Annotated in this window: 21 protein-coding genes; 12 read left to right on the top strand and 9 right to left on the bottom strand. The window is 73.6% G+C overall.

Annotated features, from left to right (window positions below):
* The first annotated feature begins 138 nt into the window (after positions 1-138).
* The gene (locus OHL10_RS04555) at positions 139-1,386 is read left to right on the top strand and encodes a pyridoxal phosphate-dependent aminotransferase (RefSeq protein WP_265520948.1); all 1,248 of its coding nucleotides are present in this window, start codon (positions 139-141) and stop codon (positions 1,384-1,386) included.
* A 27-nt stretch (positions 1,387-1,413) separates the two neighbouring features.
* On the opposite strand, the gene OHL10_RS04550 is transcribed toward OHL10_RS04555, so the two are convergent.
* Entirely contained in the window at positions 1,414-2,733 is a 1,320-nt protein-coding gene (locus tag OHL10_RS04550) for an LCP family protein (protein WP_265520947.1), read from the bottom strand.
* Positions 2,734-2,855: 122 nt separating this feature from the next.
* Positions 2,856-4,097: a multidrug effflux MFS transporter gene (locus OHL10_RS04545; RefSeq protein ID WP_265520946.1), complete on the bottom strand. Its 1,242-nt coding sequence runs from the start codon at positions 4,095-4,097 to the stop codon at positions 2,856-2,858.
* 81 nt (positions 4,098-4,178) lie between these two features.
* Between OHL10_RS04545 and OHL10_RS04540 the strand changes: the two genes are divergently transcribed.
* A complete protein-coding gene (locus OHL10_RS04540) occupies positions 4,179-4,928 on the top strand; it encodes an SOS response-associated peptidase (protein ID WP_265520945.1) in 750 nt (249 codons plus the stop codon).
* Positions 4,929-4,947: 19 nt separating this feature from the next.
* On the opposite strand, the gene OHL10_RS04535 is transcribed toward OHL10_RS04540, so the two are convergent.
* The gene (locus OHL10_RS04535; protein ID WP_265520944.1) at positions 4,948-5,964 is read right to left on the bottom strand and encodes an adenylate/guanylate cyclase domain-containing protein; all 1,017 of its coding nucleotides are present in this window, start codon (positions 5,962-5,964) and stop codon (positions 4,948-4,950) included.
* 10 nt (positions 5,965-5,974) lie between these two features.
* Complete coding sequence (locus OHL10_RS04530) at positions 5,975-6,793, bottom strand: biotin--[acetyl-CoA-carboxylase] ligase (protein ID WP_265520943.1); 819 nt, start codon at positions 6,791-6,793, stop codon at positions 5,975-5,977.
* Between the two features lie 287 nt (positions 6,794-7,080).
* Here OHL10_RS04530 and OHL10_RS04525 point away from each other — a divergent pair, with 287 nt between their 5' ends.
* The 8 genes from OHL10_RS04525 (at position 7,081) to OHL10_RS04490 (ending at position 15,126) form a co-directional block, all read left to right on the top strand.
* Positions 7,081-8,688 carry an acyl-CoA carboxylase subunit beta gene (locus OHL10_RS04525; protein ID WP_265520942.1) on the top strand — a complete coding sequence of 536 codons (1,608 nt, stop codon included), beginning with the start codon at positions 7,081-7,083 and terminating at the stop codon, positions 8,686-8,688.
* Positions 8,685-9,302, top strand: a complete 618-nt coding sequence (locus OHL10_RS04520; protein WP_322645517.1) for a hypothetical protein — start codon at positions 8,685-8,687, stop codon at positions 9,300-9,302. Before OHL10_RS04525 ends, OHL10_RS04520 begins: the two co-directional genes overlap by 4 nt.
* The gene (locus OHL10_RS04515; RefSeq protein WP_265520941.1) at positions 9,299-9,559 is read left to right on the top strand and encodes an acyl-CoA carboxylase epsilon subunit; all 261 of its coding nucleotides are present in this window, start codon (positions 9,299-9,301) and stop codon (positions 9,557-9,559) included. The genes OHL10_RS04520 and OHL10_RS04515 overlap by 4 nt, the downstream gene beginning before the upstream one ends.
* Complete coding sequence (locus tag OHL10_RS04510; RefSeq protein WP_265520940.1) at positions 9,556-10,119, top strand: hypothetical protein; 564 nt, start codon at positions 9,556-9,558, stop codon at positions 10,117-10,119. The genes OHL10_RS04515 and OHL10_RS04510 overlap by 4 nt, the downstream gene beginning before the upstream one ends.
* A gap of 51 nt (positions 10,120-10,170) precedes the next feature.
* Complete coding sequence (locus tag OHL10_RS04505; protein WP_265520939.1) at positions 10,171-11,907, top strand: DUF885 domain-containing protein; 1,737 nt, start codon at positions 10,171-10,173, stop codon at positions 11,905-11,907.
* On the top strand, positions 11,904-12,551 hold the full coding sequence (locus tag OHL10_RS04500) for a Maf family protein (RefSeq protein WP_265520938.1): 648 nt from the start codon (positions 11,904-11,906) through the stop codon (positions 12,549-12,551). Before OHL10_RS04505 ends, OHL10_RS04500 begins: the two co-directional genes overlap by 4 nt.
* A 181-nt stretch (positions 12,552-12,732) precedes the next feature.
* Positions 12,733-14,535 carry an acetyl/propionyl/methylcrotonyl-CoA carboxylase subunit alpha gene (locus OHL10_RS04495; RefSeq protein ID WP_265520937.1) on the top strand — a complete coding sequence of 601 codons (1,803 nt, stop codon included), beginning with the start codon at positions 12,733-12,735 and terminating at the stop codon, positions 14,533-14,535.
* A gap of 219 nt (positions 14,536-14,754) precedes the next feature.
* On the top strand, positions 14,755-15,126 hold the full coding sequence (locus tag OHL10_RS04490) for an Hpt domain-containing protein (protein WP_265520936.1): 372 nt from the start codon (positions 14,755-14,757) through the stop codon (positions 15,124-15,126).
* 13 nt (positions 15,127-15,139) lie between these two features.
* On the opposite strand, the gene OHL10_RS04485 is transcribed toward OHL10_RS04490, so the two are convergent.
* Positions 15,140-15,931, bottom strand: coding sequence for a response regulator transcription factor (locus OHL10_RS04485; RefSeq protein ID WP_265520935.1), 792 nt, complete (start codon positions 15,929-15,931; stop codon positions 15,140-15,142).
* Positions 15,932-16,053: 122 nt separating this feature from the next.
* Here OHL10_RS04485 and OHL10_RS04480 point away from each other — a divergent pair, with 122 nt between their 5' ends.
* Positions 16,054-16,575 carry an NUDIX hydrolase gene (locus OHL10_RS04480; protein WP_265521027.1) on the top strand — a complete coding sequence of 174 codons (522 nt, stop codon included), beginning with the start codon at positions 16,054-16,056 and terminating at the stop codon, positions 16,573-16,575.
* 17 nt (positions 16,576-16,592) lie between these two features.
* Here OHL10_RS04480 and OHL10_RS04475 read toward each other — a convergent pair whose 3' ends face one another.
* From OHL10_RS04475 to OHL10_RS04460, 4 genes are read right to left on the bottom strand one after another with little or no spacing between them, the layout of a single operon-like run.
* Positions 16,593-17,657 (bottom strand): TIGR03842 family LLM class F420-dependent oxidoreductase, encoded by a 1,065-nt coding sequence (locus tag OHL10_RS04475; RefSeq protein ID WP_265521026.1) that lies wholly within the window; start codon positions 17,655-17,657, stop codon positions 16,593-16,595.
* Between the two features lie 5 nt (positions 17,658-17,662).
* Positions 17,663-19,084 carry a dihydropyrimidinase gene (hydA, locus tag OHL10_RS04470; RefSeq protein ID WP_265520934.1) on the bottom strand — a complete coding sequence of 474 codons (1,422 nt, stop codon included), beginning with the start codon at positions 19,082-19,084 and terminating at the stop codon, positions 17,663-17,665.
* A 13-nt stretch (positions 19,085-19,097) separates the two neighbouring features.
* Complete coding sequence (locus tag OHL10_RS04465) at positions 19,098-20,444, bottom strand: aspartate aminotransferase family protein (protein ID WP_265521025.1); 1,347 nt, start codon at positions 20,442-20,444, stop codon at positions 19,098-19,100.
* 13 nt (positions 20,445-20,457) lie between these two features.
* Positions 20,458-21,945: a CoA-acylating methylmalonate-semialdehyde dehydrogenase gene (locus tag OHL10_RS04460; protein ID WP_425498955.1), complete on the bottom strand. Its 1,488-nt coding sequence runs from the start codon at positions 21,943-21,945 to the stop codon at positions 20,458-20,460.
* Positions 21,946-22,209: 264 nt separating this feature from the next.
* Between OHL10_RS04460 and OHL10_RS04455 the strand changes: the two genes are divergently transcribed.
* The gene (locus OHL10_RS04455) at positions 22,210-24,249 is read left to right on the top strand and encodes an endonuclease/exonuclease/phosphatase family protein (RefSeq protein ID WP_265520932.1); all 2,040 of its coding nucleotides are present in this window, start codon (positions 22,210-22,212) and stop codon (positions 24,247-24,249) included.
* Positions 24,250-24,338 lie beyond the last annotated feature (89 nt).

The raw sequence follows: 24,338 nt of genomic DNA, 5'->3' as shown, positions 1-24,338 counted from the left end.
CACCTCTGCCCCTGTGGACAACTGGCGGGATCGTTGCGAACGCGTGACCTTGCGCGGTGACCTGTCCGCGATGTGGGCACGCCGCACGTCGACGCCTCGTCGGAGCGAGTCGGCGGGTGGCGGATAGGGTCGATGACCATGACGACGCCTTCCCCGACCGGCCGCTGGCGCGACGCCGCGCGGGCCGCCGGCCTCCTGCGCGCCGACGGCACGGTCGCGGCGACGATCTTCGCGGAGATGACCGCCCTGGCGACGCGCACGGGCGCGATCAACCTGGGCCAGGGCTTCCCGGACGTCGACGGCCCGCACGCGATCCGGCAGGCCGCGATCCGCGCGATCGAGGCCGGGCACAACCAGTACCCGCCCGGCCCGGGCATCCGCGCGCTCCGGCAGGCGATCGCCGACCACCAGCACCGCCGCTACGGCCTCGACGTCGACCCCGACACCGAGGTCCTCGTCTCCACCGGCGCCACGGAGGCGCTCGCCGCGACGATCCTCGCCCTCGCGGATCCGGGCGACGAGGTCGTCACCCTCGAACCGTTCTACGACTCCTACGCGGCGTGCATCGCGCTCGCCGGCGCGACGCACGTCACCGTCCCGCTGCTCCCCTCCCCGGACGGCTTCCGGCTGGACGTCGAGGCGCTGCGCACCGCCGTCGGGCCCCGCACCCGGCTGATCGTGGTCAACAGCCCGCACAACCCGACCGGCACGGTCCTCACCCCCACCGAGCTCGCCGAGATCGCCGCGGCAGCCCGCGCGAGCGGCGCCGTCGTCGTCACCGACGAGGTCTACGAGCACCTGACGTTCGACGGGGCCCGGCACGTCCCGATCGCCACCCTCCCCGGCATGGCCGAGCGCACGCTGACGATCTCCTCGGCCGGCAAGACGTTCTCCTTCACCGGGTGGAAGGTCGGCTGGCTGCACGGGCCGGCGGAGCTCGTCACGGCCGTGCGGACCGTCAAGCAGTTCCTCACCTACTCCTCGGGCGCACCCTTCCAGCCCGCGATCGCCGAGGCGCTCGGGGACGACGTCGGCCCGCGCGCCCTCGCCGACTCCCTCGCCACCCGCCGCGACCTGCTGTGCGAGGGCCTGGTCGCCGCGGGCTTCGACGTGGTCGTGCCGCAAGGCACGTACTTCGTCGTCGCCGACGGCACACCGCTCGGGTTCGACGACGGCGCCGAGCTCTGCCGCCGGTTGCCCGACCTCGCCGGCGTCGTGGGCGTGCCCGTCAGCGCGTTCTGCCGCACCCCCGCACCTGGTGCCTCCCCCGACGCTCCGTCGGACCTCGCGGCCCACCTGGTCGCCGGCGTCCGGTTCACGTTCGTCAAGCGCGAGGACGTGCTGCGCGACGCCGTCGGACGCCTGGCGTCGCTGCGCCGGGCCTGACGCTCGGCCGTCCGCTCGGCCGGCCGCTCAGTCGTCGCAGACGCCCGGCAGCGGCTCGTCCTCGGGCCCCTCGGTCTCGCCGCCCGAGGGACCGTCGGTAGCGTCGTCGGTCGGATCCTCCGGCGCGTCGTCGCGCGGGTCCGTCGAGTCGTCGGTCGGCTCCTCGGACGCACCTTCCGTGGCGTCGTCGGTCGCGCCGTCCGTCGTGCCGTCGGTCGGCTCGTCCGGAGCCTCCCAGCCGGGAGGCGGCTCGTCGGCGGCGATGCGCTCCCACAGGGGCGCCGCCTCCGCCGTCCACACGACCCGGTTGGGGTCGCTCGGGGCGTCCACGACAGGGACGGACGTGAACTCGACCTGGCTCGGGTCGATCCCGCGCAGGCTCACCGCGAGCCCAGCGAGCGCCTGCGGGCTGCCGAGATCGGGGCTTGTCGAGATGGACTGCAGGACGGCCTCGACGAGCGAGTAGAGCTCCGGGGAGTTCGTCAGGAGGTTCTTCGAGGTGATCTGGCGGACGGTCGCGTCGAGGAACGCCTGCTGGCGTTCGATGCGGGCGAGGTCGCTGCCCATCTCGAGTCCCATGCCGGTGCCCTTGCGGGCGCGGATGAAGCTGATGGCGGTGCGACCGTCGAGCACCTGCTCCCCCGCCTCGAGGTCGAGGTCGGGTGAGTTGGAGCCGCCTTTGACGGGCTCGGGCAGGCACATGCGGACCCCGCCGACGGCGTCCACGACTCCGATCACGCCGGTCATCTTCACGACGACGTGGCTCGTGATGGGCACGCCTGTGAGGGACATGACGGTCCGCTGGGTGCAGGCGGCGGCGTGCGCGAGATCCTGCTCGGGCCCGCCGCCGGTGGCGAAGGCCGAGTTGAACATGGCGCCGTACTGCTCGTAGGTGCGGGTGCCGTCGGGCCGGACGCACTCGGGGATGGTCACGAGCGAGTCGCGCGGGATGGAGACGACCTCCATCCGACGACGGTCGCCGGAGACGTGCACGACGAGCGTCGTGTCGGAGGCGAACTCGCCTCCGCCTCCGGCGATCTCGGCGTTCGCCTCGTCACGCATGTCCGTGCCCATGACGAGGATGTTGAGGGCTTTGCCGGCGAACGGGTCGTCAGGGTCCTTGGTGGGTTCGACGACCGGCAGGTCGTCACCGACGAGCTCGGTGATGTCGTGGACCTCCATCTGCGAGCGGAGGTCGATGTACGCGGCCGCGGCCCCGACGCCGACGAACGCGACCGCTGCGGTCGTCACCATGCCGACCGCGCGCGCGACCCGGTGCGAGCGGGGGTTCCGCGTGTGCCGCGGGAGCCCGCGACCGCTGCGTGCGGGACTTTCGGAAGACGACACGTCCTGAGAGTAGGCATGCGGCACCGATCGCGCTCTTCGGAACACCGGAGGAAATGTGAACGTTACGAGGATCGTTCGTCGGTCGAGGGCCGAATCGGTGCAGGTCGGGCACCGGGGTGCTGTCAGACGGGGGTGTGCCATCCGCCGCGCCGGAAGGCGGGCGTGGCGAGGGCGAGGATCAGGATCGACGCGACGACCACGCCGAGCATGACGCCGGACATCGCCAGGGCGTCGCCGCCGAGGACGCCCACGAGCGGGCTCACGAGGCCGGCCACTCCCGCCTGGAACGCGCCGATCACCGCCGCCGCGGTCCCGGCCATCTCGCCGTGCCGGGACAGGGCGAGGGCCGAGGCGTTGGCCGGGATGAAGCCCTGCATCGACAGGACGAGCCACAGCGCGACGAGCAGGCCGATCAGCCCGCCCGCGCCCGTGATCGCGACGGTGAGCAGCGCGAGCGCGAACACCCCCTGGACGACGAGCGCCGCGCGCAGCAGGCGCACGGGCGCCACCCGTCGCACGAGGGCGGCGTTGGCCTGGGCCGAGGCCACCAGCCCGATGCCGTTGACGGCGAAGAGGAGAGCGAACTGCTGGTGGCTGAGGCCGTAGCCCTCCTGGAGCACGAACGGGGAGCCGACGACGTAGCTCATCACGACCGCCATGCCGAGGCCCGGCAGGATGGCGAGCGCGATGAAGTGGCGGTCGCGCAGCAGGGTGGCGTACCCGCGGAAGACGGTGCCGACGCCGCCCTCGCGCCGACGCTCGGTCGGCAGGGTCTCGGGCATCCAGCGCAGGACGACGGCGCCGAGCACGAGGCCCATGACCGCCAGGACCCAGAACACCCAGCGCCAGGTGCCGTAGGTCGTGATGAACGAGCCGATGGTCGGCGCCAGGAGGGGTGCGAGACCGATGACGAGCATGAGCCGCGAGAGGATGCGGGCGGCGTCCGAGCCGGTGAACCGGTCGCGGATCACGGCGATCGCGACCACCTGGGCCGACGCGTTGAAGAACCCCTGCAGGACACGCAGCACGATGAGCGCCTGGATGCCGGGCACCACGGCGCACAGGACGGACGTGACGACGTGCAGGCTCAGCCCGACGACGACGGGCAGCCGACGCCCGAACCGGTCGGAGAGCGGCCCGATGACGAGCTGACCGACGGCGCCGCCGATGAGCATGCCGGAGAGGGTGAGCTGCGCGAGGGCGGGGCTCGTGTCGAGGTCGGCCGCGACGTCGGGCAGTGCCGGGAGGTACATGTCGACGGTGAAGGCCGGCAGCGCGGCGAGCGCCCCGAGGAGCAGGACCCAGCGCGCGGTCGAGCCTCGGGAGCGCGACGACGGGCGATGGGGTGGTTCAGGGGCGGCCATGGCCTCGATCATATCGATTCGATCGTTGCCCGGGGACATCTCCTGAGTGTCGATGTGGGTGACGTGCGGCACCCTGGAGGCATGTGCGGACGCTATGCCTCCTTCCGGGACGCCCAGGACCTCGCGGACGAGTTCGCCGTCGCCGACCTCGCCGAGGACGCGCGTCTGCTGCCCCCCGCGTGGAACGTCGCGCCGACCGACCCGGTGCGGATCGTCGTCGAGCGCGCCGCGAAGGAAACCGGGGAGATCCGCCGCTCCCTGCGCGTCGCCCGGTGGGGGCTCGTCCCGTCGTGGTCCAAGGACGCCCGCGGCGGCGCGCGGATGATCAACGCGCGCGCCGAGACGCTCCTCGACAAGCCCGCGTTCGCCAAGCCGCTCGCCGTCCGGCGCTGCCTCGTGCCGGCCGACGGCTACTACGAATGGCGCCGGCCCGCCACGGACGCAGAGGACGCCGCCGCACGGGCGGGCACGGGCGCCCGCACGGCCAAGCAGCCGTACTTCATCCACCCCGACGGGCCCAGCGCTGCCTTCGCCGGTCTGTACGAGTTCTGGCGCGACCGCTCGGCGGCCGACGACGACCCGGCGCGATGGCTCGTCACCACGACCATCATCACGACGGACGCCGCCCCCGACCTCGCCCCGATCCACGACCGGATGCCCGTGACCCTCGCCCCCGGCGACTGGGACACGTGGCTGGACCCCGCCGTCGGGCCGCAGGACGCCGCGGCGCTCCTCGGCGGCCCACCGGGCGTGGCACTGACCGCCGAGCCGGTCTCCACCGCGGTCAACACGGTGGCGAACGACGGTCCGGAGCTCGTCCGCCCGGTCTGAGGATCAGACGGTCCGAGGGTCAGCCGGTGTAGGCCCACTGCAGGCGGACCGGCTCCACCACGCCCAGGCCCGGCACCTCGCGCTCGGGCTGCGCGGTGAGGGCGAACTGCGACTCCCCCGCCAGGAGCGCCGCGGTGCCGCGGTCGAGCAGGACGGTCGCGGGCTCGGCGAGCTCGGTGAGCCGGGAGGCCAGGTTCACCGACGGCCCGAAGACGTCCCCGAACCGTGACAGCACACGGCCCCACACCAGGCTCACCCGCACGGGCGGGACGTCCGCGGAGTCCTCCGGACCGGCCGACGCTGCGAGACCCAGGGCCACCTCGGCGCCGGTGACGACGTCGTCGGCGACGAAGAGCACGGCGTCGCCGATGGTCTTGACCACCCGCCCGCCCGCAGCCGTGATGACGTCGCGCGCACGCGCCTCGAAGAGCTCCACGAAGTCCGCGAGCTCGCTCGACCCGAGGCCGGCCGTGCGCTTGGTGAAGGAGACGATGTCCGCGAAACCCACGGCACGCGGCAGCGGCAGCGCGCCCGAGTCGATGTTGCTGGCCCGAGCCTGGGAGAACTCCACCGCGAAGCGCCCGGCGACCGCCGCGAGCTGGCGCCGCCACGCGTGCACGAGCTGGCGCTCCAGCACGGGCGCGAGGTCGGGCAGCCGGTCCAGCACCAGGAGCCGGGCGCTCGTGTCGTCGAGCCCGTGCCGCCGGGCCATGTGCTCGACGAGCGCCTCCACCTGCCACAGCACGAGGCGCTCGGTGGTGTGCCCCGTGGAACGGATCAGGGTCGTCAGGGAGCGGTCGTCGAGGTCCTCCGTGGCCGCGACCGAGAACATCTCCTCGAGGGCGCTCGCGTCGTCCTGCGTGAAGATCGGTTCGGTGCCGTCCGTGCTCGGCAGGCCCAGGGCCCGCCAGTAGGACCGCACGTCCGCCTCCGAGACGCCCGCCCGCTCGGCGAGGTCGCGGTCGGTGTAGGCGCGGGGCCCACCGAGGAGCGCCTCGTCGAGATGGATCTCGGTCTCGCTGTTCTCGGGGGGCACGGGCCCGATCCTAGTTCAGGGCACCCAGCCGCAGGTGCCGGACGTCGCCGCTGCGCAGCACCTGCTCGCTCCCCGCGTCGTCGCGGACGACGAGTCCGCCGTCGGGCGCGAGAGCCACTGCAAGCCCTTCGACGGACGAGCCGCCCGCGAGGTCCACCCGCACCCGTTCGCCGAGCGTGACGCAGACCTCCACGCACTCGTCGACCAGACCCGCACCGAGGGCGTCACCGCCGGCGTCCTGCCAGCGCACGATGACGTCGAGGAACGACTCGGACAACGCCGTCAGCAGCACCTCGCGGTCCGTCGTGGCACCGCCGCACAGGGCGAGCGACGTCGCGCTCGGCACGGCCAGCTCGTCGGTCGTCTGCAGCACGTTGAGCCCGACGCCCACGATCACCCCGCCCGGCACGACCTCGGCGAGGATGCCCGCGACCTTGCGGTACCGGCCCCAGCCGGGAAGGTCTTCCGGCTGCCCGTCCTCGGCCTGTCCGTCGTCGGTCTGCTGGTCCGACGAGACGGGGACGAGCACGTCGTTGGGCCACTTGACCACCGCCTGGACGCCGGCCGTCGCGCGGAGCCCGTGCGCCGTCGCGAGCCCGGCGAGCAGCGGGAGCCAGCTCAGCGCCTCCGGCGGCACGTCCGGGCGCAGGAGGAGCGAGCCGAGGAGCGCGGAGCGCGGCGGCGCGGACCACTGCCGCCCCGTGCGCCCGCGCCCGGACTCCTGGTGCTCGGCGACCAGCAGGGACGGCGCCGGCCACGCGTCGGGGTCCGCCGCGACCGCCGCGGCGAGCTCGGTGTTCGTGGACGTCGTCGTCTCGACGACGTCCAACCGGTGCAACGGTCCGTTCGGGGCGACGAGGAGGTCCCGGAGGAAGTCGGCGCGCAGTGCCGGACGAACTGCCGGACGAACTGCCGGACGAACTGCCGGACGAGCTGCCGGACGAACTGCCGGACGGTCGGTGGGCGTCATCGATCCATCATCGCGCACCCGGAGCCGCTCGCCCTGCCGACGGGACCGCCCGCGCGGCCTTTTGTCGGAACCCCCCAACGCGAGCACACGCCGCGCTGCGCACCCCGCCATCGAGTTGGCCGCACCCACCAACTAGGCTCGACCCCGTGAACGAACCTGCGAGCACCACCGTCGACGCCCTCGCCGGCACCGCGGCCAAGCTGGCCGACCTCGAGCGCCGTCGCGCCGAGGCGACCACCGCGCCCGAGGAAGCCGCCCGGACCAAGCAGCACGCGCGCGGCAAGAAGACCGCCCGCGAGCGCATCGAGGCCCTGCTCGACGAGGGGAGCTTCGTCGAGCTCGACGCGTTCGCCAAGCACCGCTCGTCGAACTTCGGTCTCGAGAAGAAGCGTCTCGCCGGTGACGGCGTCGTGGTCGGGTACGGGACGATCGACGGGCGCCAGGTCTGCATCTACTCGCAGGACTTCACGGTGTTCGGCGGCAGCCTGGGCGAGGTGCACGGCGAGAAGATCACGAAGGTGCAGGACCTCGCGCTGCGCACGGGCGTCCCGCTGATCGGCATCTCCGACGGTGGTGGTGCCCGGATCCAGGAGGGTGTCGCGGCGCTGACGCAGTTCGCGGAGATCTTCCGGCGCAACGTCGCCGCGTCGGGCGTGATCCCGCAGATCTCGCTCATCCTCGGCCCGAGCGCCGGTGGCGCGGTGTACTCCCCCGCCCTCACGGACTTCATCGTCATGGTCGACCAGACCTCGAACATGTTCATCACGGGTCCGGACGTGATCCGCGCGGTGACGGGTGAGGACGTGGGGTTCGAGGAGCTCGGGGGTGCGCTGACGCACAACGAGCGCTCCGGGGTCGCGCACTACATGGGCAGCGACGAGGACGACGCGATCGACTACGTGCGCCACCTGGTGGGCTACCTCCCGCAGAACAACCTCTCGGACGCGCCGACGTTCCTGCCGGAGCACACCGAGCTCGAGGTGACCGAGGAGGACCTCGAGCTGGACGCGCTCGTCCCGGACTCGGATTCCCAGCCGTACGACATGCGCACGGTGATCGAGCACGTCCTCGACGAGGGTGCGTTCCTCGAGGTGCAGCCGCTGTTCGCGAAGAACGTCATCGTCGGGTTCGGCCACGTGGAGGGTCAGTCGGTCGGGGTCGTGGCGAACCAGCCGCTCGCGATGGCGGGCACGCTCGACATCGACGCCGCCGAGAAGGCGGCACGGTTCGTGCGCACGTGCGACGCGTTCAACGTCCCCGTGCTGACGTTCGTCGACGTGCCCGGCTTCCTGCCGGGCGTCGACCAGGAGCACCAGGGCATCATCCGCCGCGGCGCGAAGCTCATCTACGCCTACGCGGAGGCGACGGTCCCGCTCGTCACCCTCATCACGCGCAAGGCCTACGGGGGCGCGTACATCGTCATGGGGTCCAAGCAGCTGGGCGCGGACGTCAACCTCGCGTGGCCGACGGCGCAGATCGCGGTCATGGGCGCGGGCGGCGCGGTGAACATCCTGCAGCGCGCGGCGCTGAAGAAGGTCGCCGACGAGGGCGGGGACACCGAGGCCGAGCGTGCTCGTCTCGTCGCGGAGTACGAGGACGCGATCGTCAACCCGTGGGACGCGGCGGAGCGCGGGTACGTCGACGCGGTGATCCGCCCGTCCGAGACGCGCGTGCAGGTGGTGCGGGCGCTGCGGGCTCTGCGGACCAAGCGCGCGAGCCTGCCGCCCAAGAAGCACGGGAACATCCCGCTGTGACCCACGACCAGGACCCGCCCGACGACACGCAGCGCGACGACACCTCAGGAGACGACGTGCACGGCGACCGCGCGCACGGTCCGGCTCCGCTCCCGCCCGTGGACGCCACCCCCTTGCACGCGGCGGTCGACGCGCTGACCGCGTCGCTGCACGACTACGTCGAGACGGCGGTCGGGGTGCGTGCGGAGTTCGGCGCGGCCGAGGCCGACGAGGACCCGCGGGTGCTGGCGCTCGAGAACACCGTCGGCGTCCTCAACGCGAAGCTCTTCGACACCCTGCACGGCGCGCTCGGGATGCACCCCGACCTCACCACATCCGTGTGGGAGCCCGACGCCGCGGAGGGCGGCCCGGGTGCGAGCGTGGCCCCGGCGGGCACCGCCGAGGCGTTCTACCTGGGCTTCGTCGTGGCGGCCTCGCCCGCCGGTCCCGCCGACGGGACCTCGGACTGGTCGATGGACTCCGTGATCGACCTCCTCGACGAGGCGGGCGAGGGCGTGGTCCAGCGGTTGGTCGACGCGGGCCTGGACGTCGTGGAGTGGGCCGCCTCGCGCGGCGACGCCGCGGACTTCGACACCGACCCGCCGGGCGACACGGACGAGGAGGACCTGTCGTGAGCGATGCACCCTCGCGCGGCACGCAGGTGCGCGTCGTCCGCGGCGTTCCCGACGACGTGGAGGTCGCCGCGCTCGTCGCCGGTCTCGCCGCCGCGGCGGCCGCGGCCGACGTGCCCGACGACGTCGCACCGGTCGACGAGTGGACCAGCCACGCACGCGGTCTGCGCGGCAACGGCGCCGGGACCACGGCGCGCTCGTTCGGGGGCCGCTCGGGTCGGCACAACGCCGACGCGTGGCGGTGGAGCCTGCGGTCGTGACCCGTGCCGTCCTGCAGGTGGTCGCCACCCCGGAAGCGGTCGACGCCCCGCTCGGCGAGGTGCCGTCCCCGCCGGAGCCTCCGGTCTGGCGTCGCCACGGCTGGTTGCTCGGCGCCGTCCCCGCCGCGGCAGTCATCGTCGTCCAGCGCGCGGTCCCGCCGGAGGACCTCCCGCTGCGGCCCGCCGTGCTCAGCGCGATCCTCGGGGTCTTCCTGCTGGTCACGGTGGTGCTCGGGCTCGTGCGCTACCGCGACGACCGGGCCGCGGTGAGCTGGTTGCGCGGCACGGCCGCGCTGCGGACGGACACGCACGGGACCACGGGCTCGTTCGTCCGCGCCTCCGCCTCGGAACGCCGCGGGCGAGTGCTGTTCACCGGGCAGGTCATGTGGTCCGACGGCGGGGTGCCGGACGTCGTGCGTGTCACGCACGAGGACGCCGTGGACACTCCCCTGCCGCGTCGCGACGACCCCGTCGCGCTCTGGCCAGCACCGGGTGGCGAGCTCGTCGTGCTGCGCTATCACCGAGGCTGGGCCGACGACGTCCTCGATGCACGCGACTGATCGCAAGGCCGGCCCCGCGTGAGCATCGCGCACACGCAGTAGCCTTCATCGGTGAGCACTTCTGGCACCGACCTTCCCCACGCCCCCCGGACGCCCTCGGCGGTCGACGCTGTCGCGGACGCCTACGTCCTGCGGACCGCCGAGCTCGACCCGCTCGAGGCGACCTCCATGGGCCTCGCGGGGTACGACCACCTCATGACGGACCTGTCGCCCGCGGGGCACGAGGAGCGGGCGGAGGCCGACCGGGCCGTCCTCGCCGAGCTCGACGGCCTCGACCCCGTGGACGACGTCGACCGCGTGACGCTCGCGGCGATGCGTGAGCGTGTCGGGCTCGCGCTCGAGCTGCACGAGGCGGGCGAGCCGCTCGCCTCCCTCAACAACATCGCCTCGCCCGTGCAGGGGCTGCGGGACGTCTTCGACATCATGCCGACCGGGACCGTCGAGGCGTGGGAGAACGTCGCGGCGCGGCTCGGCGCGCTGCCGGACGCCGTCGAGGGGTACATGGCGTCCCTGTCGCAGGCAGCGAAGCGGGGGAACGTGGCCGCGATCCGCCAGGTGACCGAGGGCGTGCGCCAGGCGCGCGAGCTCGCCGACCCCTCGTCGTCGTTCTTCACGACGTTCGTCCAGGGGCCCGAGGCCTCGGCGGTGCTCGACGACTCGGCGGCGTGCCAGCTGCTGCGCGGCGAGCTCGAGCGCGGTGCGCACGCCGCCCGCGCGGCCTACGACCGCCTCGCGGACTTCCTCGGCACCGAGCTCGCGCCGCGGGCACCGCAGGCGGACGCCGTCGGCCGCGAGCGGTACGCGCTGCTCTCCCGGACGTTCCTCGGGGCCGAGGTCGACCTCGACGAGACGTACGCGTGGGGGCTCGAGGAGCTCGCCCGCGTCGTCGCCGAGCAGGAGGAGGTGGCCCGTCAGGTCGCCGGACCCGGTGCCTCGGTCGAGGACGCCGTCGCCGCTCTCGACGCCGACCCGGCTCGCACGCTGCACGGCAAGGACGCCCTCAAGGCGTGGATGCAGGAGACGTCCGACGCCGCGGTCGCCGCCCTCGACGGCGTCCACTTCGACGTCCCGACGCCGGTGCTCGCCCTCGAGTGCCTCATCGCACCCACCGAGACCGGCGGCATCTACTACACCCCGCCGTCGGACGACTTCTCCCGGCCCGGCCGCATGTGGTGGTCCGTCCCTCCGGACGTCACGGAGTTCAACACCTGGCGCGAGAAGACGACCGTCTACCACGAGGGTGTCCCGGGCCACCACCTCCAGTGCGGTCAGGCCGTCTACGCCCGCGAGACCCTCAACACGTGGCGTCGCCTCGCGTGCTGGGTGTCCGGGCACGGCGAGGGGTGGGCGCTGTACGCCGAGCGGCTCATGGCGGACCTCGGCTTCCTCGACGACCCGGGCGACCGCCTGGGCATGCTCGACGCGCAGCGCCTGCGGGCAGCCCGCGTCGTGGTCGACATCGGCGTGCACCTGGGCCTCGAGGCGCCCGCGCAGTGGCGCGGCGGCGCGAGCGACCCCCGGTGGGACGCGGACAAGGCGTGGGACTTCCTGCGCGCGAACGTCAACATGCCCGAGTCGTTCGTCCGCTTCGAGCTCACCCGCTATCTGGGCTGGCCCGGGCAGGCGCCCTCGTACAAGGTCGGTCAGCGCCTGTGGGAGCAGACGCGCGACGGCGCGCGGGCGGCCGCGCTCGCGCGCGGCGAGGACTTCGACATCAAGGCCTTCCACGCCCGCGCGCTGAACCTCGGATCCGTGGGTCTCGAAGTCCTCCAGGGCGCGCTGCGGTGAGCGGCCCGACGACGCTCGTCCTCGCCTCCGCGTCCCCGGCCCGGCTGAGCACGCTGCGGTCCGCCGGCATCACGCCGGTGGTGCAGGTGTCCGGCGTCGACGAGGACCGGGTCCTCGCCGAGGCGGTCGGCCGCTTCGGCGTGCTCGACCCCGCCGACGCCGTGCTGCTCCTCGCGCAGGCGAAGGCCGAGGACGTCGCCCGCACGCTCGAGGCGGTCCCCGGCCACGTCGTCGTCGGCTGCGACTCGATGCTCGAGCTCGACGGCGAGGTGCACGGTAAGCCGAAGGACGCCGAGACCGCGCGCGAGCGGTGGCGCGCGATGCGAGGGTCGAGCGGTGTGCTGCACACCGGGCACTGGCTGGTCGACGTGCGCGACACGGCCGACGGCGGCACGGGCGCCACGCTCGGCGCGACGAGCTCGACGACCGTCCACTTCGCCGACGTGACGGACGCCGAGATCGACGCGTACGTCGCGACGGGCGAGCCGATGCGCGTCGCGGGCTCGTTCACGATCGACGGCTTGGGAGGCGCGTTCGTCGAGCGGATCGACGGCGACCACCACGGAGTCGTCGGGCTGAGCCTGCCCCTCCTGCGCGAGCTCCTCGGGGAGCTCGACGTGGTGTGGCCCGACCTGTGGCGGTGAACCGGCCAGTGGGCAGCGTTGTGGACGCATCACAACGCACGAGCGCCCTGGGGACTCCCGATGGTCGCGCCATGGAGGTTTCCTACAACCAGCCGTGACGCGCGTTGGCCCGTTCTCCAATCTTGCCCTCGAGGGTGGTGCGGAGCGTGATCGCCCGGGCACCTTCGCGTTACCGTGAGCCGTGCCCGAGAACCCCCACCAGCCGCGACGTCTGACGAAGGTCCTCATCGCCAACCGCGGTGAGATCGCCGTCCGGATCGCCCGCGCCTGCGCCGACGCCGCCATCTCCTCGGTCGCGGTCTACGCCGACCCCGACCGCGAGTCCCTGCACGTTCGCCTGGCCGACGAGGCGTACGCCCTCGGCGGGGTGCGCGCCGCAGAGACCTACCTGGACATCAACAAGCTGCTCGACGTCGCGCGGCGGTCCGGTGCCGACGCCGTGCACCCCGGCTACGGCTTCCTCGCGGAGAACGCCGAGTTCGCGCGCGCGGTGCAGGGCGCCGGTCTGGTGTGGATCGGCCCGTCCCCCGCCGCGATCGACGCGCTGGGCGACAAGGTCAGCGCCCGGCACATCGCGCACCGGGCCGGCGCACCGCTGGTGCCCGGCACGCCCGACCCGGTCGCGGACGCGACCGAGGTGCACGCGTTCGCCGCGGAGCACGGGCTGCCGATCGCGATCAAGGCCGCCTTCGGCGGCGGCGGGCGCGGGCTGAAGGTCGCGCGCCACGCCGAGGAGATCGACGAGCTGTTCGAGTCCGCCGTGCGGGAGGCTGTCGCGGCGTTCGGGCGCGGCGAGTGCTTCGTCGAGCGCTACCTCGACACCCCCCGCCACGTCGAGACGCAGTGCCTGGCCGACGAGCACGGGACCGTCGTGGTCGTGTCCACGCGTGACTGCTCGCTGCAGCGTCGGCACCAGAAGCTCGTCGAGGAGGCGCCCGCTCCGTTCCTCAGCGCCGAGCAGCAGGCCGAGCTCTACAAGGCCTCGGAGGCGATCCTGCGCGAGGCCGGGTACGTCGGCGCCGGGACGTGCGAGTTCCTCGTCGGCGCGGACGGCACCATCTCGTTCCTCGAGGTGAACACCCGCCTGCAGGTCGAGCACCCGGTGTCCGAGGAGGTCACGGGGATCGACCTCGTCCGTGAGCAGCTCCGCATCGCCGCGGGCGAGCCCCTCGGGTACACCAGTACGGACGTGCGCGGGCACTCCATCGAGTTCCGCATCAACGGCGAGGACCCGGCCGCGAACTTCCTGCCCGCACCGGGCCGCATCACGGCCCTGCAGTTCCCGAGCGGCCCCGGCGTCCGCGTCGACTCGGGCGTCGTGGCCGGCGACACGATCTCCGGTGCCTTCGACTCCATGCTCGCCAAGGTCATCGTCACCGGCGCGACACGCACCGAGGCGATCGAGCGCGCGCGCCGTGCGCTGCGCGAGCTGCACGTCGAGGGGATCGCGACGGTCGTGCCGTTCCACCGCGCGGTCCTCGAGGCCGAGGACTTCGTCCCGGCCGGTGACGGCCCGTTCCGGGTGCACACGCGCTGGATCGAGACCGAGTTCGCCGAGACGCTCGCCACCCTCGCGCCCGCGCCCGTGGCGGTCCCGGACGAGGAGGAGGAGCCGGTCGCGACCGAGCGCGTCGTCGTCGAGGTCGGCGGCAAGCGCCTCGAGGTCGTCCTCCCGGCGGGCCTCGGCATGGCCGCCGGTCGCGCCCGCACGGCCAACGCGGCGCGGCGGCCGGCGCGGCGCGCCGGCCCCAAGGCCGCTCCCACGAGCAGCACGACGCTGGCGTCCCCCATGCAGGGCACCATCGTCAAGGTGGCCGTGGGCGACGGCGCACAGGTCGCCGAGGGCGACCTCGTGGTCGTGCTCGAGGCGATGAAGATGGAGCAGCCGTTGCTCGCCCACCGTGCGGGCCGGGTCACCGCCCTCACCGCGGGGATCGGCGCGAGCGTCAGTGCCGGGACCGCGATCTGCGAGATCGTCGACTGACAGGCCTGCGGCGGCGCATGCCGCCGGGTTCTCAGCGCCCCAGGGCAAAACCTGGGGCAATCTTGAGGTGATGCTGCACCCTCGGCGTGCTGGCACTGCACCACGCTCACCAGAATGATCGCGTCGGGCACGCACGAGATCATCTGGAGCAGAAGTGACCACAGCTCGCCGCCCCGAGCGCCAACGCCCCGGCCCGAGCGCGTGAACGCCGGGGCTCCCATGGGTGACGCGTGGCGGGACCTCGCCGCGCAGCTCGACGGTGACGTCCAGGCGGTCCGTCGCTTCGCCGTGTCCTACCTGGGCCAGCTCGACGATCGCCTCGAACGGCTCGGTCGCACGCTCGCGGACGGTGACGTCGAGGCCGCACGGTCCACCGCGCTCACGTTGCACTGCACCTCGGCCATGATCGGGGCCGGACAGCTCGCACGGTTCGCGGGCGAGGTCGACGCCCACCTCGTCGAACGCAACCTCGAGGCGGCGCGCACCACGTTGCCGCTCGTGATGTGGGCGGGCGACCTCGCCCGCAAGGAGTGCTACGTCCAGCTCGGCGCGCCGGCCTGGCGCAGCCAGGCGGGAGGCGCCCCGGCGTGATGGCAGGCCGGGCTCAGGCCCCGGTTGGCGCGAAGCGGTAGCCGACACCTCGCACGGTGTGGATCCACCGTGGCTGCGACGGGCTGTCGCCGATCTTGCGACGCAGGTTGGCCACGTGCACCTCGACGCTGCGGCGGTCGGCCTCCGCGACGGCCGTTCCCGTCCCGTACTCCTCGGCCCACAGGATGCGCACCAGCTCGGTCTTGCTGACGACCCGCCCGATGCGGCTCGCGAGGCCCTCGAGCAGGTCGAACTCGCTGCGCGTCAGGTGCACGTCCGCGCCGTCGACGCGCACGAGCCGTGCCGGGACGTCGATCACCAGGCCGCCGGCGCTGATGACACCCGGGTCGGCCTCCTGCACCGGCGACGCCGGAGCCACGACCGGGGCCAGGCTCGGCGGTGCGCCGCTGCCCGAGGCCGTGATGGCACGGCGGGGCCGCCGCAGCATCGCCTCGATCCGTGCGCGGAGCTCTCGGGGGCGGAACGGCTTGGTCTGGTAGTCGTCTGCACCGGCGTCGAGACCCATGAGGGTGTCGATCTCGTCGGCCCTGGCGGTCAGCATCACGACGTAGGCGTCGGAGAACGCCCGGATACGGCGTGCGACCTCGAACCCGTCGATGTCCGGCAGGCTCACGTCGAGCGTCGCGACGAGCGGGTCGTGTGTCCGCACGAGCTCGACGCCCTCCTCCCCTGTCCCGGCGGCGTGGGTGACGAACCCCGCCTGGCGCAGCACGACCTCAAGGAGGTCCCGGATGTCCGGATCGTCCTCGATGATCACTGCTGTACGATCCGCTCCCCTGCTCATGCCCACCACGCTAACCGCTGGTACCCCCACATGCACCGACGGCACGGCGCTCTGGGGACAACTCCCCCACGGCTTCACCCGCCCCGTACCACCGTCCCGGATGGCACAGTGGTGCGGTGACCATTCCCACGAGCCCGCCGGACCCGGACGCACCCGCCCCTCGCGCGCCCCGACACCTGCAACCCGGTGACGGGTGGGTCGAGTGCACGTGCGGGCGCCGGCACTGGGGTCTGCACGGGGCGGCAGGTCTGCTCCTCGCTCGCCGGGACACGGCGGGCCGAGCCGCCGACGTCGTGCTGCAGCACCGGGCGCCCTGGAGCGACCAGGGCGGCACCTGGGGTGTGCCGGGCGGGGCGATCGCGCCCGACGAGACGCCCGCGCAGGGCGCGCTGCGCGAGGCGCACGAGGAGGCGGGCATCGACCCGGGCGCCGTGCGGGTACTCACGCAGCGCACCCTCGAGCACGGCCCCTGGCGGTACACGACGGTCGTGGCGGAGGTCGTGGCCGGTGCGGAGGTCACACCGGCCGCCACCGACGCCGAGAGCCTCGAGGTCGTGTGGGTGGCTGTCGAGGACGTCGCCACGCTCGACCTCCTGCCCGCATTCGCCGAGGCGTGGCCCGCGCTGCGCGAGCTGCTCGGCTGAACAGCGGGGCCCGCGCCTCAGGCCGTGGTCCGTGGTGCGGCCCGCAGCGCGGGGACCACGACCTGGCCGTAGGCCCGCAACGTCTCCTCCTGGGCGTCGTGCTGGAGGTACACCGCGAACTGGTCGACGCCGAGCGCCTCGAGCTCACGGAGCCGCTCGACATGGTGCTCGGGCGGCCCGACGAGGCAGAACCGGTCGACGATCTCGTCGGTGACGAACGCCGTGTGCGTGTTCGCGGCCCTGCCGTGCTCGGCGTAGTCGTAGCCCTCGCGGCCCGCGACGAAGTCGGTGAGCGCCGGAGGGACGACGCCCCCGCCCGCGCCGTACCGCGCGACGATCTCGGCGACGTGGTTGCCGACCATGCCCCCGAACCACCGGCACTGGTCGTACGCGTGCTCGAGCGTGCGGCGGGTGGCCTCGGCCGCCGGTCGCCCGGACTCCGAGCTCTCGTCCGTCACGTAGGCGGGCGCGGCGACGCAGATCGTCACGTCGTGCGGGTCCCTTCCGGCCGCCTCGGCCGCCGCGCGCACCGCCGCGACCGACCACTCGACCACGTCCGGGTCGGCGAGCTGGAGGATGAACCCGTCCCCGACCTCGCCGGTCAGCGCGAGCGCCCGCGGACCGTAGGCCGCGACCCACACCTCGAGGGCCGAGCCCACGCTCCACGGGAACTGCACCGTGCGGTCGTTGACCTCCACCGACCGGGAGTTCGCCAGCTCACGGATGACGTGCACCGCGTCGCGCAGCGTCGCGAGGTTCGACGGACGCCCGTTGAGGGTGCGCACCGCCGAGTCCCCCCGCCCGATCCCGCAGACCGTGCGGTTGCCGAACATCTCGTTGAGCGTCGCGAACAACGACGCCGTCACCGTCCAGTCACGGGTCGCGGGGTTCGTCACCATGGGCCCCACGGTGACGCGGTGCGTCTGGGCGAGGATCTGGGAGTAGATGACGAACGGTTCCTGCCACAGCAGGTGCGAGTCGAACGTCCACACGTGGCTGAATCCGTACGACTCCGCCTGCCGGGCGAGGTCGACGACCCGCCACGCGGGCGGATCGGTCTGCAGGACGACGCCGAGGTCCACCGGGGTCACCGCAGGTAGGCCGACGGGCCGCGGCGCAGGTAGTTCCCGTGACCGGGGCTGCCGTGGTATTCGCCGTCGGCGACGAGCACCCGGCCCCGGGACATGACGAGGTCGACGTGCCCGTCGATCTCGAAGCCCTCCCACGCCGAGTGATCCATGTTCATGTGGTGGGTCTTGCCGAGGCCGATGCTCGTGTGCCCGGCCGGGTCGTAGACGACGACGTCGGCGTCGGCCCCCGGGGCGAGCACCCCCTTGCGGCCGTCGAGGCCGAACATCCGCGCCGGCGTCGTGCAGCACAGCTCCACCCAGCGCTCGCGCGTGATCCGGCCCTCCACGACGCCCTGGTAGAGCAGGTCGAGGCGGTGCTCGACGCCGCCGATGCCGTTGGGGATCTTCGAGAAGTCACCGAGCCCGAGCTCCTTCTGCTCCTTGAGGCAGAAGGGGCAGTGGTCCGTGCTGACGACCGACAGCGCACCCGTGCGCAGGTACTGCCACAGCTCGTCCTGGTGGCCCTGCGCCCGCGAGCGCAACGGCGTCGAGCACACCCACTTGGCGCCCTCGAACCCGGGCGCCCCGAGCTGCTCCTCGAGCGAGAGGTACAGGTACTGCGGGCACGTCTCGCCGTACACGGGCAGATCCTCCTCGCGGGCGCGGGCGAGCGTCGCCACCGCCTGCCGGGCGGACATGTGCACGATGTACAGCGGCGCGCCGGTGAGCCGCGCGAGCATGATCGCCCGGTGCGTGGCCTCCTCCTCGGTCTCCCAGGGGCGGGTCGTGCCGTGGAAGAAGGGTGCGGTGTCGCCGCGGTCGAGCGCCTGGCGCACGAGGACGTCGATCGCGATGCCGTTCTCGGCGTGCATCATGATGAGCGAGCCGTTGTCGCGGGCCTTCTGCATGGCCCGCAGGATCTGGCCGTCGTCGCTGTAGAACACACCCGGGTAGGCCATGAAGAGCTTGAAGCTCGTGATGCCCTCGGCGACGAGCTCGTCCATCGCCTTGAGCGCGTCGTCGTCGACGCCGCCGAGGATCTGGTGGAACCCGTAGTCGACCGCGCACTGGCCGGCGGCCTTCTCGTGCCACGCGGCGAGCCCGTCCTGGACCCGCTCGCCGGTGCGCTGCACGGCGAAGTCGACGATCGTCGTCGTGCCGCCCCAGGCCGCGGCCCGGGTCCCGGTCTCGAACGTGTCGGACGCGTGGGTGCCGCCGAACGGCAGCTCCATGTGCGTGTGGCAGTCGACGGCGCCGGGGATGACGTACTTGCCCGTCGCGTCGATGACGCGCTCGGCGCCCGCGGCGAGGTCGACGCCGAGGCGCATGTCCCCCGGGCGGAGCAGCGCGGCGACCTGCTCCCCGTCGACCAGGACGTCCATCTCGGCGGAGCCCGTCGGCCCGACGACGGTCCCTCCCCGGATCAGCGTGTGCGCCACGGCCGTGCTCCCCTCAGGTGGTGACGTAGGTGTCGGCGACGTCGAGCGCCGCGTCGATGCCGTCGAGGCCCCGGTGCAGGTCCTCGGCCGAGGTGATGAGCGGTGGCGCGACGTGCAGCCGGTTGAAGTGCACGAACGGCCACACGCCCTGCGCCTTGGCTGCCGCCACGACGGCTCCCATCGGGGCGGCGTCCTGGCCCGACGCGTTGAACGGCACGAGGCCCTCGCGAGTGCCGCGGTCGCGGACGAGCTCGATCGCCCAGAAGAAGCCGAGGCCACGGACCTCGCCGACGCTCGGGTGCCGCTGAGCGAGGTCGCGGAGCCGCTCGCCGATCACGTCCTCGCCGAGGGCGCGCACCCGGGCGAGGATCCCGTCGTCCTCGAAGGCGTGGATCGAGGCGACCCCCGCGGCGCAGGCCAGCGGGTGCCCCGAGTAGGTCAGCCCGCCCGGGTAGGGCCGCTCGTCGAAGGTGCGCGCGACCCGCGCGGAGATCACCACGCCGCCGAGCGGGACGTACCCGGAGTTCACGCCCTTGGCAAAGGTGATGAGGTCGGGCACGACCTTCCAGCGGTCGACGGCGAACCACTCGCCGACGCGACCGAAGCCCACCATGACCTCGTCCGCGACGAGCAGGATCCCGTGCTCGTCGCAGATCTTCCGCACGCCCGCGAGGTAGCCGTCGGGCGGCACGAGCACCCCGTTGGTGCCCACCACGGTCTCGAGGACCACGGCGGCGATCGTGCCGGGGCCCTCCAGGCGCACGACCTCGTCGAGGTGCGCGAGCGCCCGCGCACACTCGGTGACCTCGTCGCTCGCCCCGAACGGCGAGCGGTAGGGGTAGGGGCCGAAGAAGTGCCGCACCGCGCCGTCGGGCACCACGTCGTTGGCCCAGCGTCGCGGGTCGCCCGTCAGACTGATCGCCGTCGTCGTGGCGCCGTGGTAGGAGCGGTAGGCGGAGAGCACCTTGGTGCGGCCGGTGTGCTGGCGGGCGAGCCGGACGGCGTGCTCGACGGCGTCCGCTCCCCCGTTCGTGAAGAACACCCGGTCGAGGTCGCCCGGTGCGCGCGCGGCGATGAGGTGGGCGAGCTCGCCGCGCACGTCGTTCGCGAAGCTCGGGGCGATGGTGCACAGCCGGCCCGCCTGCTCCTGGATCGCGGCGACGAGCGCGGGGTGCTGGTGGCCCAGGTTGAGGTTGACGAGCTGCGAGGCGAAGTCGAGGTAGCGGGTGCCGTCCTCGTCCCAGAACCACGCACCCTCACCCCCCGCCACGGGCAGCGGGTCGATCATCGCCTGCGCGGACCAGGAGTGGAAGACGTGCGAGCGGTCGTCGGCGCGCACGGTGCCCGGCGGTGGGTGCATCACGGCGCGGCCCCTACCGCGTCCGCGGGAAGCCGAGGTCGACCGAGCTGGCCGCCGGGTCCGGCCACCGGGTCGTGACGACCTTGGTGCGGGTGTAGAAGTGCACGGACTCCGGCCCGTAGATGTGGGAGTCCCCGAAGAGCGAGTTCTTCCAACCACCGAACGAGTAGTAGCCGACGGGCACCGGGATGGGCACGTTGACACCGATCATCCCCGCCTGCGCCTCCACCTCGAACTGGCGGGCCGCGCCACCGTCGCGCGTGAAGATCGCCGCGCCGTTGCCGTACGGGTTGGCGTTGACGAGCTCGACGGCCTCGGCGTACGTGGCGGTGCGGACCACCGACAGGACCGGGCCGAAGATCTCGCGCGTGTACACCTCCTGGTCGGGCCGCACGTGGTCGACCAGGCTCGCGCCGAGGAAGAACCCGTCGCCCTCGCCGGTCGTCGCCACGGGGCTCTCGCGCCCGTCCACCACGACCCGGGCGCCCTGCTCCGCGGCCCGGCCGATCGCCGCGGCGACCGCGTCCCGGTGCTGCGCCGTGATGAGGGGGCCCATCTGCGATCCCGGGTCGTCCCCCGGGCCGACGACCAGGCCCTGGACCCGCGCGCGGATCGCGTCGACGAGGGCGTCGCCCGCGTCGCCGACCGCGACGACGACCGACACCGCCATGCACCGCTCGCCCGCCGACCCGTAGGCCGCGGACACCGCCGCGTCCGCGGCGGCGTCGAGGTCGGCGTCCGGGAGCACGACCATGTGGTTCTTGGCGCCGCCGAGCGCCTGCACCCGCTTGCCGTGCCGGGTGCCGTGCTCGTAGACGTGGCGCGCGACCGGGGTGGAGCCGACGAAGCTCACCGCCTCGACGTCGGGGTGCTCGAGCAGACGGTCGACCGCGACCCGGTCACCCTGCACGACGTTGACGACGCCGTCCGGGAGCCCCGCCTCGGCCAGCAGCCGCGCGACGAGCAGGGACGCCGACGGGTCCTTCTCGCTCGGCTTGAGGACGAACGTGTTCCCGCACGCGATCGCCGACGGGATCATCCACAGCGGCACCATGACGGGGAAGTTGAACGGCGTGATGCCCGCGACCACACCGAGCGGCTGCTTGACCTCGTGCACGTCGACGCCCACCGACACCTGCTCGGAGAACCCGCCCTTGAGCAGGTGCGGGATCCCGCACGCGAACTCGACGCACTCGAGCGCCCGGGCCACCTCGCCCGCGGCGTCGCTGCGCACCTTGCCGTGCTCGGCGCTGATCAGCGCGGCGATCTCGTCGCGGTGGTCGAGCAGCAGCCGGTGGAACGCGAAGAGGATCTCCACCCGGCGCGACAGGCTCGTCGCCCGCCACCCCGGGAACGCCGCCTTCGCGGCGGCCACCGCGTCGTCGACCACGGCGGGCGTCGCGAGCGCGACCCGACCCGTCGTCGTGCCGCGCGCCGGGTCGTGCACGGGACCGTAGGTGTGCGCACCGTCGCCGGGCCGACCGGCGATGACGTGGCCCACGAGGGGCGGGTCGGTCGGCGGGCTCTTCGGGGGTCCTGCTGGTGCCCGTGCGGGCTGCTCGGTTCCGGTGCTCACCGCGACCTCCCCAGGGAGCGGGGCGCCCGCCGGACCGGTGTCCGTGCGCGGCGCGCCGACCTCCGACACGTCCTCGTCCGTCCGGTCCAGTGTGGCACGAAGACCCGTTCGATGTGGCCTGAGTCACACTCGGGGCGACACTCGCGGTGACTGGCTCGACGGTGACGACCGGCCGGTAGCGTCACCTCCGTGACCGACCAGCCCGCCGCCCCGCCCACGCGCGCCGGCCGTCGCCGGGCACGAGCCGCCCTGCCGCGCACGGCGCGCACGCTCCTGGTCCTCCTCGCCCTCGTCACCGCCCTGGTCGCCGAGCTGGTGCGCGCGAGCGGCCCGCTGCTCGACCGCGCCTTCTCGTCGGGCGTGTCGATCGCGGCGCTCACGGCGCTCGTCACCTACGCAGCACCCGGGCTCGCCATGACGATCCTCGTCGCCCGGCTCCGGGTGGACGGCCGGGTCGTCCTCGTCGGTGTCGGCGCGCTCGTCGCGGTACGGATCGTCCTGCAGGTGCTCGGCACAGCCATCGGTGCCGGGGCGGAGCTCGGCATGCTGCGCTACGGCGTCGGGCTCGCCGGGACCGCGCTCGGGATCGCGGTGCTGGTCCTCGTCGCCGCCTACGCCAGCGGGGTCCGCCCGGCGGACTCGCCGGACCGCCTCGCCCACGGAGGGCTCGTCGCGGTCGGGGTCACGCTCGGCGCGCTCCTCGGGGCCGGCACCAGCCTGCTGCTGGGGACGTGGGACGCCGTCTGGCGCACAGGGATCGCCGGCTGGGTGGTCACCGTCGCCCTCGCCGGCGCCGCCCTCGCCCTCGCGTGGCGGACCCGGCGGCTCGACGCCGCGCCCGGCGCGCGCGGCCTGTGGGTGCTCGGTCCGTGGCTCGCCCTGACCGTCATGGTGCTCGCCAACCCCGCGTTCCTCGCCTCCCAGTCCGGCGTCGCCCTGCCGCTCGTCGCCCTCGCGCTCGCCGCGAGCGCCCTGCTCGTGGGCACGGCCGTGACGTGGCAGGCGCCGGGCCTGCCCGGCGGCGCCGTCCAACGCGCGACGCCGTGGGGGGAAGCCCTCGTCCTGGTGCTCGGTACCACCGCCATCTTCTTCGCGCCCGCAGGGCCCGCGCTGCTGGGGGTCGCGGTCGTCGTCACGCTCGCCGCGGCCCGGGTCGTCGCACGTGCCCTCGCCAGGCCGGCGCACGAGCTCTCCTGGGTGCGGCTGGCGGGGTCCGCGAGCGCCGTCGGGCTCGGGACGGTCGCACCGCTCCTGGTCTACCCGCTCGACTACGACGTCCCGCTGCCGTTCCCGAACGGCTGGGTGCTCGTCGCGACGGCGCTCGCCCTCGGGCTCGGCGGTGTGCGGGGAGCCCGCGCGGCAGTGGGCCCGGCCACCGAGGAGACCGACCCGCGACCCGTCGCACCCCGGCTCGCGGGGGTGTGGGCGCTCGCGGGCGCAGCCGCCCTGCTGTGCGCCGTCGGCGCGACCCAGGTCCACGTGAGCCCGTCAGCGTCCGCGGCCCCCTCGCCCGCTGGGGAGGTCCGGCTGCTGAGCTGGAACCTGCACTACGGCGTGAGCGCGGTGCCCGGGGTCGAGCTCGACGAGATGGTGCGCACGATCCGCGACTCGGGTGCCGACGTCGTCGCGCTGCAGGAGATCTCGCGGGGCTGGGTGCTCGGCGGTGGCGGGGACATGGCCACGGCCCTCGCCGCGGAGCTCGACATGCACGTCGTCTTCGCGTCGGCGGCCGATCGCCAGTTCGGCAACGCCCTGCTGTGGTCGGACCACCTCGGCGAGCTGGACGACGTCGTACGGCACGAGCTGCCGTACGGAGACGGCCCGCAGCAGCGGTCGGCGATCTCCGGGACCCTCGACGTCGGCGGAGTCCCGCTGCGCGTCACGTCGGTGCACCTGCAGCACCGCGAGGAGAACACCCCCACCCGCCTCGCCCAGCTCGAGGCGCTCTTCGCGGCCGAGCCCGTCGCCGGAGCCTATGTGCTCGCGGGCGACCTCAACGCCGAGCCGGGCTGGGACGAGCTCGCCGCTACCGAGGCCGCCGGTCTCACGAGCGGCCAGGACGTGGCCGGTGATCCCAGCGAGGCGACGTCCCCCGCCCTGTGGCCCCGGCACCGCATCGACTGGGTGCTCGGCTCCCGGGCCGTCACCTTCGTCGACGTCCAGGTGCTCGGCTCCGTCGCGTCCGACCACCGCGCACTGCTCGCGACGCTGCGCGTCACCGACGGCTGACGCGCTCACGACGCCGCGGCCCGACCGCCCGCACCACCGCACGAGTGGTGATCGGGCCGCGAGCCGCGAGCCACGAGCAGGGTCGGGCA

The sequence above is a fragment of the Oerskovia flava genome, assembly GCF_026163685.1.
GTDB classification, from domain to species: Bacteria; Actinomycetota; Actinomycetes; order Actinomycetales; family Cellulomonadaceae; genus Oerskovia_A; species Oerskovia_A flava.
This window is presented reverse-complemented; position numbering and strand designations above follow the sequence as displayed.

Coding starts and splice junctions, on each gene's coding strand:
- OHL10_RS04540 (WP_265520945.1), top strand. CDS start 4,179: ATGTGCGGACGCTATGCCTCCTTCCGGGACGCCCAGGACCTCGCGGAC.
- OHL10_RS04545 (WP_265520946.1), bottom strand. CDS start 4,097: ATGGCCGCCCCTGAACCACCCCATCGCCCGTCGTCGCGCTCCCGAGGC.
- OHL10_RS04465 (WP_265521025.1), bottom strand. CDS start 20,444: ATGCACCCACCGCCGGGCACCGTGCGCGCCGACGACCGCTCGCACGTC.
- OHL10_RS04490 (WP_265520936.1), top strand. CDS start 14,755: ATGGGTGACGCGTGGCGGGACCTCGCCGCGCAGCTCGACGGTGACGTC.
- OHL10_RS04485 (WP_265520935.1), bottom strand. CDS start 15,931: ATGAGCAGGGGAGCGGATCGTACAGCAGTGATCATCGAGGACGATCCG.
- OHL10_RS04555 (WP_265520948.1), top strand. CDS start 139: ATGACGACGCCTTCCCCGACCGGCCGCTGGCGCGACGCCGCGCGGGCC.